17 protein-coding genes and 1 pseudogene are annotated in these 14,942 nt (G+C 42.7%); all 18 read left to right on the plus strand.

Translation table 11 applies throughout. The features are described from left to right. A pseudogene (locus JEU20_RS00950) lies at nt 1-298 on the plus strand (HEAT repeat domain-containing protein); the annotation flags it as partial. A 22-nt stretch (nt 299-320) separates the two neighbouring features. Continuing rightward, nucleotides 321-725 carry a transposase gene (locus tag JEU20_RS00955; protein WP_281066818.1) on the plus strand — a complete coding sequence of 135 codons (405 nt, stop codon included), beginning with the start codon at nt 321-323 and terminating at the stop codon, nt 723-725. Between the two features lie 174 nt (nt 726-899). Further along, the gene (locus JEU20_RS00960) at nt 900-1,067 is read left to right on the plus strand and encodes a hypothetical protein (RefSeq protein WP_198243157.1); all 168 of its coding nucleotides are present in this window, start codon (nt 900-902) and stop codon (nt 1,065-1,067) included. A 35-nt stretch (nt 1,068-1,102) separates the two neighbouring features. Continuing rightward, nucleotides 1,103-1,309 carry a cold-shock protein gene (locus JEU20_RS00965; protein WP_198243159.1) on the plus strand — a complete coding sequence of 69 codons (207 nt, stop codon included), beginning with the start codon at nt 1,103-1,105 and terminating at the stop codon, nt 1,307-1,309. Nucleotides 1,310-1,410: 101 nt separating this feature from the next. After that, a complete protein-coding gene (locus tag JEU20_RS00970) occupies nt 1,411-1,884 on the plus strand; it encodes a carbohydrate-binding protein (protein WP_198243161.1) in 474 nt (157 codons plus the stop codon). Between the two features lie 237 nt (nt 1,885-2,121). Beyond that, a complete protein-coding gene (locus JEU20_RS15725) occupies nt 2,122-2,733 on the plus strand; it encodes a transposase (protein WP_425356665.1) in 612 nt (203 codons plus the stop codon). Then, nucleotides 2,688-3,464, plus strand: coding sequence for an IS3 family transposase (locus JEU20_RS15730; RefSeq protein ID WP_425356666.1), 777 nt, complete (start codon nt 2,688-2,690; stop codon nt 3,462-3,464). Before JEU20_RS15725 ends, JEU20_RS15730 begins: the two co-directional genes overlap by 46 nt. A gap of 182 nt (nt 3,465-3,646) precedes the next feature. Next, entirely contained in the window at nt 3,647-5,032 is a 1,386-nt protein-coding gene (locus JEU20_RS00980; protein ID WP_198243162.1) for a DEAD/DEAH box helicase, read from the plus strand. 150 nt (nt 5,033-5,182) lie between these two features. After that, nucleotides 5,183-6,271 carry a MotY family protein gene (locus tag JEU20_RS00985; protein ID WP_198243164.1) on the plus strand — a complete coding sequence of 363 codons (1,089 nt, stop codon included), beginning with the start codon at nt 5,183-5,185 and terminating at the stop codon, nt 6,269-6,271. Between the two features lie 177 nt (nt 6,272-6,448). Next, nucleotides 6,449-7,195 (plus strand): 30S ribosomal protein S2, encoded by a 747-nt coding sequence (rpsB, locus tag JEU20_RS00990; RefSeq protein WP_198243166.1) that lies wholly within the window; start codon nt 6,449-6,451, stop codon nt 7,193-7,195. A gap of 136 nt (nt 7,196-7,331) precedes the next feature. Then, nucleotides 7,332-8,207, plus strand: coding sequence for a translation elongation factor Ts (gene tsf / locus JEU20_RS00995; protein ID WP_198243168.1), 876 nt, complete (start codon nt 7,332-7,334; stop codon nt 8,205-8,207). Between the two features lie 231 nt (nt 8,208-8,438). Further along, a complete protein-coding gene (gene pyrH, locus JEU20_RS01000; RefSeq protein ID WP_198243170.1) occupies nt 8,439-9,161 on the plus strand; it encodes a UMP kinase in 723 nt (240 codons plus the stop codon). Nucleotides 9,162-9,203: 42 nt separating this feature from the next. Beyond that, entirely contained in the window at nt 9,204-9,761 is a 558-nt protein-coding gene (gene frr, locus JEU20_RS01005; RefSeq protein WP_198243172.1) for a ribosome recycling factor, read from the plus strand. A 121-nt stretch (nt 9,762-9,882) separates the two neighbouring features. Continuing rightward, on the plus strand, nt 9,883-10,641 hold the full coding sequence (locus JEU20_RS01010) for an undecaprenyl pyrophosphate synthase (protein WP_198243174.1): 759 nt from the start codon (nt 9,883-9,885) through the stop codon (nt 10,639-10,641). A gap of 24 nt (nt 10,642-10,665) precedes the next feature. Further along, on the plus strand, nt 10,666-11,541 hold the full coding sequence (locus JEU20_RS01015; protein ID WP_198243181.1) for a phosphatidate cytidylyltransferase: 876 nt from the start codon (nt 10,666-10,668) through the stop codon (nt 11,539-11,541). Further along, on the plus strand, nt 11,538-12,722 hold the full coding sequence (gene ispC, locus JEU20_RS01020) for a 1-deoxy-D-xylulose-5-phosphate reductoisomerase (protein WP_198243183.1): 1,185 nt from the start codon (nt 11,538-11,540) through the stop codon (nt 12,720-12,722). The genes JEU20_RS01015 and ispC overlap by 4 nt, the downstream gene beginning before the upstream one ends. Further along, on the plus strand, nt 12,722-14,086 hold the full coding sequence (gene rseP, locus JEU20_RS01025; RefSeq protein WP_198243185.1) for an RIP metalloprotease RseP: 1,365 nt from the start codon (nt 12,722-12,724) through the stop codon (nt 14,084-14,086). The genes ispC and rseP overlap by 1 nt, the downstream gene beginning before the upstream one ends. Nucleotides 14,087-14,165: 79 nt before the next feature. Next, nucleotides 14,166-14,867, plus strand: a complete 702-nt coding sequence (locus JEU20_RS01030) for a DsbC family protein (RefSeq protein WP_245395044.1) — start codon at nt 14,166-14,168, stop codon at nt 14,865-14,867. Nucleotides 14,868-14,942: the final 75 nt, after the last annotated feature.

The following is a 14,942-nucleotide window of genomic DNA, read 5'->3' on the forward strand; positions in this document are numbered from 1 at the left end:
GGGCTATACAAATAACCCTATAGCAATAGACTTTCTTATACCATTAACAAATCATAAGGAAACTATAATGCGAGAGGCGGCAATTTCGGCCCTTGGTATTCTCGGAGCAAAAGAACAATTTGACTTACTAAAGAATATTTATGAGAAAAAAGAAAAAATTGATAAAACTATGGCTTTAAAATCGATTGGTGATCTTGACATGCCCGAAGCTCGAGAATTTATTCATAAAGTAAAAATGTCAGAAGAATATACTGATGATGAGACCATTCGAGAGGTTGCAGATCTTTACCCTTATTAATGTGTGAACGGTTACACCGGATCTGTTAAACCAATTGGATGAACAAGAAATCCTTGAGACGGTGTCCGCTGATGATGCTTATGATACCCGCCATTGCCATCAAGCGATTCGTGATAAGGGTGCTGAGGCATTGATTCCGCCACGAGAAGGGGCGACTGAATGGCCTGATGATGAAGGGGGTGTCATTCACCCGAGAACAGCGATTGTTCGGTGTTGTAATGAAATGGGGAAGAAGGAATGGAAGCGGCAAAGTGGTTATCATCGACGGACTCTGGCGGAAACGGCCATGTTTCGAATTAAAGCATTATTCAGCGATAAACTGAAAAACCGAACCTTTGCGGCCGAGCAGGTCGAGGCTTACTTGCGTATTGGGGCATTGAATAAAATGACAGGCCTGGGTATGTCTGAAAGTTACCCTGTTTCATGAAAATGGGCATGGGACATAGGGTCTATCAATCCAGGATTTTTTTTATGCAACAAAGCTCTGCATTATTACCATAAAAATTTTATTTTTTCGAAAAAAAGAGTCCTGAGGGGCTTTTGGCATAAAAATAACGTATACTAAAGCTTCCAATTATGGAGTTAGGTATAGGAGATACGCATGGCTAAGCCCAATTACGCTTTTGAAAAGCGCCAGAAAGAAATAGCCAAGAAGAAGAAAAGGGAAGAGAAGCGCTTGCAAAAAGCAAGAGTAGAGGATAGTAAATCGCAGGATGCGCAGCCGGTGTCGGAAAGCGACGATAAATCGGTTACAAGTGACGACATATAGTCGTTAGTGAATATAAAATATAGGAAAAAAATAGTATGAGTACAGGTACAGTAAAATGGTTTGATGCGGGTAAAGGTTTTGGTTTTATTACTCCAGATGATGGTGGCAAGGATTTATTTGTTCATCACTCGGAAATTCAAGCTGGCGGCGGATATGCAACCCTAAACGAAGGCCAGAAAGTAGAATTTGAAGTCGGGCAAGGCCAAAAGGGTCCGTGTGCGAATAAGGTTGTACCGTTATAAGTTTCAATTGATTTGATTAAGCCGGTAATTCAGCCCCATCTTGTTGGGGTTGAATTATTTTAGGCGTTAGGTTTCTCTTTATTTTTGAGGTTGTTCGTCCTATGCGTAAGAGAGTTATCAATCAAGTCCCGTCACGAAGTATCGACTCTGATAAAAAATGGCTTGATATTGATAGACTTGCAGTTGTTGAAGTGACCTCTGAAGATAAGGAATTCCCAATTGAGTCTGCGTTGTTGCGGGATAAAACTTCGGGATGGCGTGCTTCCGAACCAGGCGTACAGATTATCAGGCTTGTGTTCGATGATCCTCAGCGGCTTCGACAAATCAGGTTGAACTTTGAAGAGACTGTCGTTGAGCGCACGCAAGAATATATTTTGCGTTGGTCGCCGGACAGAGGGCAATCGTATTGGGAAATTGTACGACAGCAGTGGAATTTCAGCCCCGCAGGTGCAACCTGTGAGGACGAAGATTATCAAGTAGAGCTTCCGGCTGTCACTATTCTTGAGATGATTATCAATCCGGATATAACTGAGAAAAATGCATTTGCATCTATTAAGGCTTTACGGGTCGCCTAAATTTAAGAGCCCGCTAAAAAATCATCGCTACAACCTCTGCAACAAGCCATTTCAATATCGCTATCAGCAAAAAGATTACAAGGATACCCCCCTATGTCAACATACCTGTCGCCTAGGAAATTTTAAATCAGGAGACAAAAATGAGCGTATTTAGCCAAGAATTTAAAGTACAATCAGTAGAAAAAGCATTATCCAGAAGACCAGAACAATCGCTAAAGCAAATTGCAGTTACTTTAGGTGTTTGAAGCCATTGTTCATTGTCATCATCTCACCGATGATCAGGCTAGCGCCTATTGTCGTGAACAAGGCATCTACTTACATCATCTAAATACCTGGAAAGCGGAATTTTTGTCAGAATCTAAATCAACAGAATCCGTATATAAACAGGCGCAAACAAAACTCAAACAAGAAAACAAGCGTTTGCATAAGGAGCTAAACCGCAAAGAGAAAGCGTTATCAGAAACAGCGGCTTTACTGGTGTTATCAAAAAGTGCCAAGCGATCTGGGGGAAAAGGCGGCCGATTAATCGCCTACTCAGATCGCCAACACTACAGCGCACTCATTGATGAAGCCGTTGACAATGGAGCGCGGCAGAAATTAGCCTGTGAACTGGTGGGTATATCAGCTCGAACCTATCAGCGTTGGAACCGGGGAGAAGGACTCTCAGAAGACCTACGACTGCACAACACAGCGCCTGTGCACAATCAATTATCCGAGGCCATCAAGCAAGAAATCATCACCGTGATTAATAAACCGGAATACAGCGCTTTAACGCCGCATCAAATCGTTCGAGGTTATTGGATTTGGGCTGCTATCTCGCATCAGAATCAACCTTTTATCGTGTCATGAAAGCCCACAACCAGCTTAAGCACAGAGCTAAAGGAGCCGCAGGTCAGCATAATAAACCGCAGTCACTCAAAGCCACACAGGCCAATCAAATCTACTCGTGGGATATTACGTATTTATTAAGCCCCGTCAAAGGGCAGTATTTTTACCTCTACATGGTGATGGACATCTATAGTCGGAAAATCGTAGGCTGGCAAGTTCATGATGCCGAATCAAGCGCACACGCTGCTGATTTGATCGAAGATATCGCTCGCCGGGAAAACATCGACAAAAAGCAATTGGTGATACATTCTGACAACGGCAGTCCGATGAAAGGCGCAACATTAAGGGCCAAATTGGTCGATTTAGACATTGCCACGTCGTTCAGCAGACCTCGTGTCAGTAATGATAATCCTTATTCAGAATCGTTATTTAAAACAGTCAAATATCATCATACCTTTCCAGAAAACCCTTTTAAAACATTAAGCGAAGCCAGGAACTGGGTTGAAGCTTTCGTTTGTTGGTTCAACAATGAACATCAACACAGTGCGCTCAAGTTTGTAACACCCAACCAACGCCATAACGGCTTAGACAGCGCCGTACTCGAAAAAAGAAAACGAGTCATCGAGCAAGCAAAAAGAGACAATCCAGAGCGATGGAATGGACGACAAACACGAAATTTAACGCCCATTGGCCATGTTTATCTTAATCCGGATAAGGAAAATTTCAACACAACAGAATGTCAAGCAGCTTAATAAAATTCATTTCGTAAATTATTGCAAAAAATGCGACAGGTTGGTTGACATTTAGCGATACCGAAGTCAGCTGAACATCATATAGGCTTTGTTATTCAATTCTGATTCACTCAGGCCGGTTATTCGGCTTATGTCAGCTTTACACCTCTTAAAATACGTATTATTCGTTCAAAAACTATCTTATGAAAACACCTCGTTCTGAAATTGACTTTAAATCATTCTCTTTTTCTGATGAAATTTTGTCAGCGATTACTCAAATGGGGTTTAGTCAACCCACAGAAATACAACAGAAAACAATACCAGCCATATTGGCTGGAAAAGATGTACTGGCGCGTGCGGATACCGGCTCTGGAAAAACGGCAGCGTTTGCATTGCCCTTATTGGACTTGTTAAGTAATCAGAATCCCTATGTCCGAATAGGGCGTTTCGATCGTTTTAAACCCACTGAGCGGGTAGCCAGTAATCGTGTACAGGTGTTGGTTCTTGTTCCAACGCGTGAATTGGCGATTCAGGTGGCCGATGTGTTTATAAAGATGTCTGAAAATATTTCTCCCGCTATTAAATGCCTAAGCGCTTATGGTGGAGTGAAAATTAATCCTCAAATGCAAGCCTTGAGGGGAGGTGCTGATGTTTTGGTTGCTACGCCAGGGCGATTGCTCGATTTAGTTGATCAAAATGCAATTAAATTCAATCAGGTTAAAGCATTAGTGATTGATGAGGTTGATCGCTTGATGAAAGGTGATTTTTTAGAGGAGATCGAACGCATCAAAAAGCTGTTGCCCAATAAGATTCAGACATTGATGTTTACTGCCACTTTCCCTGAAAGTATTAGCATTTTGGTTCGAAATGTCATGAACAACCCCGAAGTGATCAATATAGATGAGTTTGTTGATAAACTTGAGATTGATCAGCGCGTTATTGAAGTTAATCATCATCAAAAAAATGATCTGTTAGCCCACTTGCTAGAAGAAAATGGCTGGAATCAGGTATTGATTTTTTGTAGCGCCAAGCGTACCTGCGACAATTTGCTTAAAAAGTTGGAAAAAAGAGGTATTAATGATGCCGCCGTTATGCACAGTAATAAAAAACAATCTGAACGGGCTGCGGCATTAGAGCGCTTTAAAGCGGGTGATGTGCGTATTCTTATTGCAACAGATGTGGCGGCGCGTGGTATTGATATTGAACAGCTGCCTTGCGTCATCAATTATGATTTGCCGCGATCGCCAAATGATTATATTCATAGAACGGGGCGGACGGGGCGTGCTGGAGAAAATGGGGTGGTGATTTCTTTAATTGCCCATCATGAATATCAGCATTTTTCAGTGATCGAAAGACATAATGGTTTCAATTTAAAGCGAGAGCGGTTAGAAGGGTTTGAGGTTGATGATGTCGCACCGGCTTTGCCACGCAAAAGCTCAAAAAAGAAGAAAACAAGATTGAGCAAAAAACAAAAGGCAAGGCTTGGGGCTGAACAGAAATTAGATGGGCAAACTGAGAAAAAAATAGCTGAGACTGGCAGGGAGAAAACAAAAAAGCCGGCTGTGAATGCAGATATTTGGGGGAGATAAAAAAGACATGTTTTTAATTTGATGACAAGTCTGGGTTAAAAAACTCATTCATCTGCCGCTATCTTTAATAGCACGATTATTTGAGTTTATGCAGATCATGACGAAATGAAGCATTGTCACTGGCGGGTTATTTTTTTATTTTTTGCTGTTTTGTCGACAGGCAATGCAACGGTCGTTAGTGGGCCGTTGATTCAAGCTGCTTGGCATAATCAAGCGAGCAAAACTATATGCCTGTTTCAACAGGTGATTCCTGAGTATGGCGCGGTAGGGTTTCAGCAACAAGCCGGCTATGAGCTACAATTTTTTTATCATCCAAGTTATGGTTTTCCCGCGATTGAAAAAGCGAGTTTTTATATAACATCTGCACCGTGGCGAGATGAGCCCGTTTATCGGCACGATTATCCTGTCTTCCAAAATGATGCATCTGCCGTATTTGTCAATGCTGCAGGGGCGAATGCCGCATTAGATGCCTTGTTAAAGGGGCAGTCAGCTGTTTTTCAGATTATCGCGGCGGAGGAGTATTTTTATATTACCGCTTTGCCGATCGATTTGAATCGATATCTACCCAAATTCCAGGCCTGTCGCGAGGCTTTGCTCCCATTTAATAAAAATCAATTACAGGGAGTGATTTTTTTCCATCCGGCACATATACAGCCTGGCGTTGAAGATTTGAAACGATTGCAACATATTGCGCGTTATCTACAGGAATTCAAAAATACTAAGGTTGTGATTAGCAACGAAACGTATGCTGTGACTAAAGCTGATAAAAAGGTATTTGAGAAGCGTGCGCAACATATCAAACAAGCATTGATTAAATTCGGGGTACCTGCCGGCCGAGTTGTCATTCGTGTGGCAGCAAGCTCGTCCGGGAAGAATACCCTGTTATTACGCGTATTTGGTCCAGACGGGCTGATGCGATATTACTATCGTAAACGCAGTACGCGTTTGAGTTCAAAAGAAAGGCGACGCCTAGATAAGCTGGCAGAATATGTCAATCAATTTTATAAAACAGGACGTATCATCATTAGCAGTCATACTGATTCGAAAGGCCGTCGTGCCGATAATCTCAAGGTATCGCAGAAGCGGGGTGAGGTCGTGAAGCAATATCTTATTGCGCGGGGTATTCCGGCAGCGAGGATTGTTGTAAAAGCCTATGGTGAATCGAGACCAGTCAAAAGCAATCGCTATCCACCAGGTAGAGCTATGAACCGACGCGTGGAAATTCGCTTTATGCCTTAAACGGTTTGTTAAAATGTACCGATTATGGTATAAAGCACAGTTCATTTTTGATTTAATTCTCACATTTATCGACACAAGCAGCAGGGTGCTGATTATGGTGACATGATTGGTTGCTGTTTGGGATAAATGGAGGCGTAACCCAGACCGAAAATCCGGTCATTTAGTTAGGAGAAAAGTATGGCTGCAGTATCAATGCGAGATATGTTGGAAGCAGGTGTTCACTTTGGACACCAAACCCGCTATTGGAACCCAAAAATGGCGCCTTATTTATTTGGTGCACGGAACAAAATCCATATCATTAATTTGGAAAAAACCCTTCCACTGTTTAATGATGCGATGAACTATCTGGGGCAGGTAGCGGCTAACAAAGGCACAATCTTGTTTGTTGGCACCAAGAAGGCGGCACGTAAAACAGTTGCTGAAGAAGCAAAACGTTGCGGTATGCCTTATGTTAATCATCGCTGGTTAGGCGGCATGATGACAAACTTTAAAACCATTAAAAAGTCCATCAACCGTCTGAAAGAGTTGGAAGCCATGAAAGCTGATGGGACTTTGTACCAGCGTTTTAATAAAAAAGAAGCATTAGGCATGGAACGTGAACTGGAAAAACTGGAACGCAGTTTAGGCGGTATCAAGGATATGAAAGGATTGCCTGATGTTATTTTTGTGCTGGATGTCGGTTACGAAAAAAATGCTGTTCAGGAAGCTAAGAAATTAGGTGTTCCTGTGGTCGGTGTGGTTGATTCTAATAACTCACCTGAAGATATTGATTATGTTATTCCGGGCAATGATGATTCAATCCGCTCGATTAAATTGTATTGTCAAGCCGCATCAGCGGCAATTCTGGAGGCAAAAACAGCGGCATTGGCACAGTCTGCTAAGTCCGATGAGTTTGTTGAGGCAGAAGCTGAAGCCGAAGAATAATCATCTTGGCGCGTTAAAAAACTTTGCTAGCGTAAACGGCAGGTTTTTAAAATGATTAGTGACTGAAATTTTATACAAATGCAAACGCCTCCTCTGCGAGGCGTTTTTTTAGTATCAAGACAGAGGAAAACAAGAAATGAGTATTACCGCTGCAATGGTAAAAGAACTGCGTGAAAGAACCGGTTCTGGCATGATGGAATGCAAAAAAGCTTTGGTTGAAACCAATGGTGATATGGAAAAAGCCATTGAAAATATGCGCAAATCCGGTTTAGCGAAAGCTGACAAAAAATCCGGACGTACCGCAGCAGAAGGTACCGTCGGTATTAAAACGTCTGATGATGGAAAGACTGCGGCGATGGTTGACGTTAACTGCGAAACCGATTTTGTTGCCAAAGGCGATGATTTTACCCGTTTCGTTAATGATATCGCGACTATTTTGTTAACGAACGATGTTGAAAATATCGAGCAATTGGCTGACTTAAAGTTGCCTAGTGGCGAAACTGTGGATGAAGCACGTCGTGCACTAATTGCCAAATTGGGCGAAAATATTACCATCAGACGCTTTGTTAAATATGTCGCTGAAGGCGGCGTTGGTAGTTACCTTCACGGTAGTAAAATTGGTGTCATTGTTGAATTGGCAAAAGCCGATGATGCGCTAGGTAAAGATATTGCAATGCATGTTGCCGCCATCAATCCAGCGCATGTTTCTGAGAAAGATGTTCCTCAGCAAATGATTGACAAGGAAAAAGAAATTTTTTCAGCACAAGCCTTGGAAAGTGGGAAGCCTGCAGAGATTGTTGAAAAAATGATTACTGGCCGTATCAAAAAATTCCTTGCGGAAATCACACTGGAAGGTCAACCTTTTGTAAAGGATGATAAAACAACAGTCGGTAATCTGCTAAAATCTCAAGATAATACTGTGATTCGCTTCACCCGCTTTGAAGTGGGCGAAGGCATTGAGAAAAAAGAAGAAGATTTTGCAGCAGAAGTGATGGCCCAGGTTAAAGGTTAACACGACTAAAACCCGGTTTTTTTAACCGGGTTTTTTATAAGTTTCAATTCTGTATGCGATAAAAATATTTGTAGGGTGAGTTTGACGACTACTTCTCTCGCCTACCTTTAGAAGGTCAATAGCTTTGCGCTTAAATTTATAGTTCTTTTTATAAAAACCTTGTCGTGTACAAAGAAGTCTTAAAATGAAATACGGTCAGAGAATTTATAACCAATACTGTGGAATGAATCTATGAGTCAATTGATTTGCCGAAGAATTTTATTGAAACTGAGTGGCGAAGCCTTGATGAGCCCGCAAGGTGGAAGCAGTATTGATCCTGAAATCGTGCAACGATTGGCTAAGGAAATAAAAGAACTGTGTGATGCCGGTCTTCAGGTCGGATTGGTTATTGGTGGCGGCAATATTCTGCGTGGTGCGGAAACGGCCTCTGCCGGTTTGAATCGTGTTACTGGCGATCAAATGGGGATGTTAGCAACGGTGATTAATGCATTAGCCATGCAAGATGCGTTGGAATATCTTGGGCAGCCTGTCAGAGTTATGACAGCTTTAAAAATCAATCAGGTCTGTGAGGATTATATTAAGCGTCGTGCGGTCAGACATTTGGAAAAAAAACGCGTCACCATTTTTGCGGCCGGAACCGGTAATCCTTTTTTTACCACTGATACTGCAGCTAGCCTGAGAGCGATTGAAATTGAAGCCGAATTAATGATTAAAGCGACCAAGGTTAGAGGTGTTTTTTCGGACGATCCGGAAAAAAATCCAGATGCCAGGTTTTATCCACGTTTAACCTATGATGAAGCATTGGATCAACGCTTGAATGTTATGGATACAACGGCATTGGTTTTATGTCGCGATAATGATTTGCCTATGCGCGTGATGAATATCTTTGAGCCTGGTGCGGTGATGCGCTTAATGCAAGGCGAGGATATCGGTTCGCTTATTGTTAAGAAATAACCCTATTTATTGAAGCTAAGCAAAATAAAAGAAGAGGAAAACATGATTAGTGATATTCAACAAGATGCTTCTGCCCGTATGGCGAAAAGCATTGAAGCACTCAAAAAAGCTTTCAGTAAAATTAGAACAGGAAGAGCCCATCCGAGTCTTCTTGACCAGATTATGGTTTCATATTATGGATCGGATACGCCATTGTCTCAGGTAGCGAACGTTACGGTAGAGGATTCTCGGACATTGAAAGTGACGCCATGGGAAAAAAACATGGTGCAGGCGATTGAAAAAGCCATTATGTCATCTGATTTAGGCTTGAATCCAGCGACCCAGGGTGCGGTTATGCGTATTCCATTGCCACCATTAACCGAAGAGCGTCGTCGTGATTTGGTTAAACTAGTGAAGCAGGAAGCTGAGCAGGGTAGGGTTTCAATTCGTAATATTCGCCGTGATGCTAATTCTGAAATAAAAGAAGCCTTGAAAGAAAAAATGATTTCTGAAGACGAGGCGCGGGCAGCGGAAGATAAAATTCAAAAATTAACCGATCAGTTCATCAAAGAGATTGAAAAACTGTTGGAAGAAAAAGAAGCTGACTTATTATCAATGTAAGCAGCGTAATGACGATTACAGCAGTCATTTTTTCTTTATTGTGCTGTATAAACCAAACGGCTTCAAATATCAGGAAAATATTGTGATTTTACCCGTTAGTATAAAAGTGGTGCTGTATTAAATGAGCGCCGCTCCAACAGACCTATCAACGATAGATAATGGTAACCCACGGCATATTGCGATCATTATGGATGGCAATGGTCGTTGGGCGCAAAAGCGCTTTATGCCACGCGTTTTCGGCCATCAGCAAGGGGTGAAAGCCGTGCGTAATATTGTTGAGTATTGCGCCGAACAGCATATCGAAGTTTTATCACTATTTGCTTTTAGTAGTGAAAATTGGCGCCGTCCGGAAACAGAAGTTTCAATGCTGATGGAGTTGTTTATGGCGACTTTGCAGCGCGAAGTGGATAAGCTGGACAAAAATAATATTCGTTTGAAAATTATCGGTGATAAGACTGCTTTTTCTGAAAAATTACAACAAAAAATCATTCACTCCGAACAGCAGACGGCTGACAATACCGGCTTAACGCTTGTGATTGCGGCTAACTATGGCGGGCATTGGGATATAACCCAAGCCGTACAGAAAATTGCTGACAAACTGCAGACGGGCGAATTAAATCAGCCGTTCATTACAGAAGATCTGATCGAACAGCATTTATCGACAGCTGGATTGCCTGAGCCTGATCTGTTTATTCGAACCGGCGGCGAGCAGCGCATCAGTAATTTTCTGTTATGGCAATTAGCCTATACCGAGTTTTATTTTACACCGATACTATGGCCAGATTTTGATAAGCAGGCTTTGAAGGAGGCCATTATCAGTTTTAAAGGTCGCCAGCGCCGTTTCGGTCACATCGGTGAACAGATTTTGACTCAATCTTGAATAATTCAATTCTTATATAAAAACATGTTATTACAGCGTATTATCACGGCCCTTATTTTAATTCCTCTTGTTATTGCCGCGATTTTTAAATTGCCGGCTGTTTATTTCTCCCTATTTATCGGCTTGATTACCCTTTTGGCAGCCTGGGAATGGACAGGTCTTATTGGACTAGAAAAAATTTGGCAAAAAGGTTTGCTTTTAATTGGACTGATTATTCCAATGCTGGGAATTCAATTCTGGTCGGTTATTTTAGAAGTCCTCGCCGAAACATTTGATAACCCGGATATTCGTTATTATTCTGGTGTTTTAGAATGGCTGGTGATTCCACCGGTTTTATTCTGGGTCATCATGATGTTACTGATTCGGGTTGTACCGCAGGAATTACTGCAATTGGAATTTAGTCGTAAATTCAAAGCCTTTACGGGCTGGTTTATATTACTGTTCGCCTGGATGTTTCTCACTCGCTTGCGGCAATTCTATGGATCTGAAATGACGTTTTATTTTCTGATCCTAATTTGGGCGGCCGATATTTCGGCTTATTTTGTCGGCAAAAAATTTGGTAAAGAAAAATTGGTGGAAATCATCAGTCCGGGAAAGACGGTGCAAGGCATGTATGGCGCCATAGCAGCTGCTTTTGTTTGTGGCTTGGCGTTGAGGATTTTTTATCCTTATCCCATCATGATTTTGATGGATTTTACCTTGTTATCAGTATTGACAGTTTTGATTTCGATTTATGGTGACTTGTTTTTCAGTTTGATTAAAAGACAAGCGGGCGTAAAAGATAGTGGCACGTTATTGCCCGGACACGGTGGTATATTGGATCGTATTGACAGTATCGTGGCGGCAGCGCCATTCTTTTATGCTGGTGTTCTCTTGATCGGGCGGAGCGTATTTTCATGAAAGGCTTATGTATTTTGGGCGCGACAGGGTCTATTGGCGTCAGCACGCTTGATGTCGTGGCGCGGCACCCCGACCGATATAAGGTTATTGCATTAACGGCGAATAATAATATCGAGCTTTTATTGGAGCAATGTTTACAGCATAAACCGCAGTTTGTGGTGGTCGTCAATGAAGAAAAGGCTGTTCAATTCAAACAAAAAATTAGTGCTAGCGCTATTTCTGGTATTGAAATCCTGACAGGTTCTGCTGCCCTCGAAACGGTCGCAACATTGGAACAAGTTGATTCAGTGATGGCGGCAATTGTCGGTGCGGCAGGATTATTGCCAACTTTAGCTGCGGCCAAAGTCGGAAAAACCATTCTTCTGGCCAATAAGGAAGCCTTGGTTATGTCCGGCGATATTTTTATGCAGGCGGTACGCGATTCAGGCGCCCACTTATTGCCTATCGACAGTGAGCATAATGCAATTTTTCAATGTATGCCGGGCGGATATGAGGCAGGAAGCAAGGCGCCTCAGGCACGTCGAATTTTGCTGACAGCTTCCGGTGGTCCGTTTCGAGAAACGCCGGTAGAGCAGTTGAAAACAGTCACGCCTGAGCAGGCCGTCGCGCACCCTAAATGGGATATGGGGCGGAAAATTTCGGTCGATTCTGCGACCATGATGAATAAAGGCCTGGAATTGATTGAAGCGTGCCTGCTGTTCAATATGGCACCTGAAGCTATTCAAGTAGTCATACATAAACAAAGTATCATCCATTCAATGGTTGACTATGTCGATGGTTCAGTCCTAGCGCAGATGGGGAACCCGGATATGCGTATTCCCATTGCGCATGCAATGGCCTGGCCAGACCGGTTTGACTCCGGTGTTGAACCGCTGGATATTTTTGAAGTCGGACACATGGATTTTGAAAAACCGAGCCTGGAGCGTTTTCCGTGTTTACGATTGGCTTATGAAGCCATTAAAGCCGGTGGCATTATGCCAGCCGTATTAAATGCCGCGAATGAAATTGCGGTAGAGTCTTTTTTGAATGAAAATATTCGTTTTACCGACATTGCTGTCGTGATCGAAAAAACCATGCTGGCATTTAAGCCAACCTCAGCAAAAACACTGGCACAAGTGCTGGAAGCGGATCAACAGGCCAGACAGGAAGCTGATAAACAAATCCAAAACCTGAGTATTTAATGGATATTTTAAATAGCCTGTTTTATTTCATTGTCGCCATTGGCATACTGGTTTCATTTCATGAATTTGGTCATTTCTGGGTTGCGCGCAAAGTCGGGGTTAAAGTTCTGCGTTTTTCCATTGGATTCGGAAAAGTGCTTTGGTTGCACCAATCTTCACCGGAATCCACCGAATATGTAATCTCTGCGATTCCGCTCGGCGGCTATGTCAAAATGGTCGATGAACGGGAAGGTGAGGTCAAACCTGAAGACTTGCCTTATGCTTTCAATCGTCAGCCTCTTTGGGCGCGAACAGCCATCGTTGCAGCAGGCCCCATTTTTAACCTGATTCTTGCGGTTTTTTTCTTTTGGTGTGTTTTCATTATTGGTGAAACAGGAATGCGGCCTGTAGTGGCAGCGCCTGAGCCTGGAACCTTAGCGGCGCAGGCTGGATTTGAAGAAGGGGATGAGATTCTGTCGGTCAATAACGAAACAACGCCGACTTGGACAGAAGCGATCAGCCAAGTCTTCGAACAGACCATGACAGGGGCAAAAAAGCTTGAATTTGAGGTTAAGAACAACGAAGGTTTTGAGGTTGAGCGCATTGTGCTTCTACCTGAAGGGGCGATAGAAGATACAAAGTCTTTTTATAACAAAATGGGGCTTAAGCCGTGGTCACCGACAATTCCTCCTGTCATTGGAAAACTATTGCCGAATGGTGCGGCTGCAGAAGCCGGATTGCAAAGTGGCGATATTTTGCTACAAGCCGATGATGAAAAAATAGACGACTGGATGCAGTGGGTCAACTATGTTCAAGCAAGGCCGGGCCAACCGATCAAACTTTTAATTGAGCGAGATGGGGTCCGTTTGAACGTGACGGTAACGCCGAAAGAAATAACCACCAAAGATGGCCGCACGATAGGGCGGATTGGCGCCAGCGTAAAAATACCGGAACAGCTGATTGAGTCATTGCGTGTCAGCTATTCTTTAGACCCGATTCAAGCTATTCCTAAAGCTTTTGAAAAAACCTGGTTTTATTCAATCAGTACGCTGGAAATGATGGGGAAAATGCTGATTGGAAAAGCGTCTGTACAAAATCTAAGCGGTCCGATTAGTATCGCTCAATATGCCGGTGAATCGGCAGAAATGGGGCTGGTGCCATTTTTGAAATATTTGGCCTTGATTAGCGTCAGTTTAGGGATTCTGAACCTGCTGCCTATTCCCGTATTAGATGGTGGGCATTTACTGTTTTTTGCCATCGAAGCTGTCAAAGGCAATCCGGTCTCTGAAAAAGTGCAAATATTCTTCCAGCAACTGGGCTTATTGATGTTGCTGTCCTTGATGATGCTAGCCATGTTTCTGGATGTGGAAAGACTGTTCCAATAGCTGTGAAAGTATATATTGCAAGAAACTAATGCCCCACGGCTTAAGTCACATGGGTTTGAAATATAGTATGGAAAATCAAATGAAAATTATTGCTCTTGTTTTATTGTGTTTTGTATCCGTTACACAAGCTGATGAAACGACGATTAGAACCAACCTGAAACGCATTATTCCCTCATTAGATATAAAATCTGTTTCACCCTCACCGGTAAAAGGCATCTACGAAGTCACCATTGGTGGTGATATTCTTTATGTTTCCGAAGATGGTAAATACTTGTTGCAAGGCCATCTCATTGACGTTGCCGCACGAAAAGACTTGACTGAAGCTAAGCTGGCTACCGTCAGAAAGCAGGCTTTAGATGCATTGGGCGAAAATGAACAAATCATTTTCAAATCGGATAAACCGAAATATGACATCTTCGTCTTTACCGATATCGATTGTGGCTATTGTCGAAAACTACATTCTGAAATCGATCAGTATCTGGAGCAGGGCATCAATGTTCATTATTTATTTTACCCACGCGCTGGAGTCGGTTCAGATTCATACAAGAAAGCAGTAACAGTCTGGTGTTCTAACGACCGCAAAAAAGCCCTTACCGAAGCTAAACAAGGTAAAAAAATGGAATTTAAAAGCTGTGACAATCCCGTCAAGAAACATATGCAGCTTGGCCGTGAATTTGGTGCACAGGGAACGCCAATGCTAGTGACTCGAAAAGGAACTATTTTTCCCGGCTACGTGCCTGCCGCAAACTTGGCGAAAGCTTTAGCGAACGAAAATAACTGATACAGTGCCATCGATTTTTATATTTTCGCACAGGGTATTGAACAGACTCTGTGCGAGAGTATAACCTTCATGCGC

It is taken from the genome of methane-oxidizing endosymbiont of Gigantopelta aegis (assembly GCF_016097405.1).
In the GTDB taxonomy this organism is placed as follows: Bacteria; Pseudomonadota; Gammaproteobacteria; order Methylococcales; family Methylomonadaceae; genus Methylomarinum.

Coding starts and splice junctions, on each gene's coding strand:
- JEU20_RS00965 (WP_198243159.1), top strand. CDS start 1,103: ATGAGTACAGGTACAGTAAAATGGTTTGATGCGGGTAAAGGTTTTGGT.
- JEU20_RS00960 (WP_198243157.1), top strand. CDS start 900: ATGGCTAAGCCCAATTACGCTTTTGAAAAGCGCCAGAAAGAAATAGCC.
- rpsB (WP_198243166.1), top strand. CDS start 6,449: ATGGCTGCAGTATCAATGCGAGATATGTTGGAAGCAGGTGTTCACTTT.
- tsf (WP_198243168.1), top strand. CDS start 7,332: ATGAGTATTACCGCTGCAATGGTAAAAGAACTGCGTGAAAGAACCGGT.
- JEU20_RS01030 (WP_245395044.1), top strand. CDS start 14,166: ATGAAAATTATTGCTCTTGTTTTATTGTGTTTTGTATCCGTTACACAA.
- frr (WP_198243172.1), top strand. CDS start 9,204: ATGATTAGTGATATTCAACAAGATGCTTCTGCCCGTATGGCGAAAAGC.
- pyrH (WP_198243170.1), top strand. CDS start 8,439: ATGAGTCAATTGATTTGCCGAAGAATTTTATTGAAACTGAGTGGCGAA.
- rseP (WP_198243185.1), top strand. CDS start 12,722: ATGGATATTTTAAATAGCCTGTTTTATTTCATTGTCGCCATTGGCATA.
- JEU20_RS01015 (WP_198243181.1), top strand. CDS start 10,666: ATGTTATTACAGCGTATTATCACGGCCCTTATTTTAATTCCTCTTGTT.
- JEU20_RS00970 (WP_198243161.1), top strand. CDS start 1,411: ATGCGTAAGAGAGTTATCAATCAAGTCCCGTCACGAAGTATCGACTCT.
- JEU20_RS00980 (WP_198243162.1), top strand. CDS start 3,647: ATGAAAACACCTCGTTCTGAAATTGACTTTAAATCATTCTCTTTTTCT.
- JEU20_RS01010 (WP_198243174.1), top strand. CDS start 9,883: ATGAGCGCCGCTCCAACAGACCTATCAACGATAGATAATGGTAACCCA.
- ispC (WP_198243183.1), top strand. CDS start 11,538: ATGAAAGGCTTATGTATTTTGGGCGCGACAGGGTCTATTGGCGTCAGC.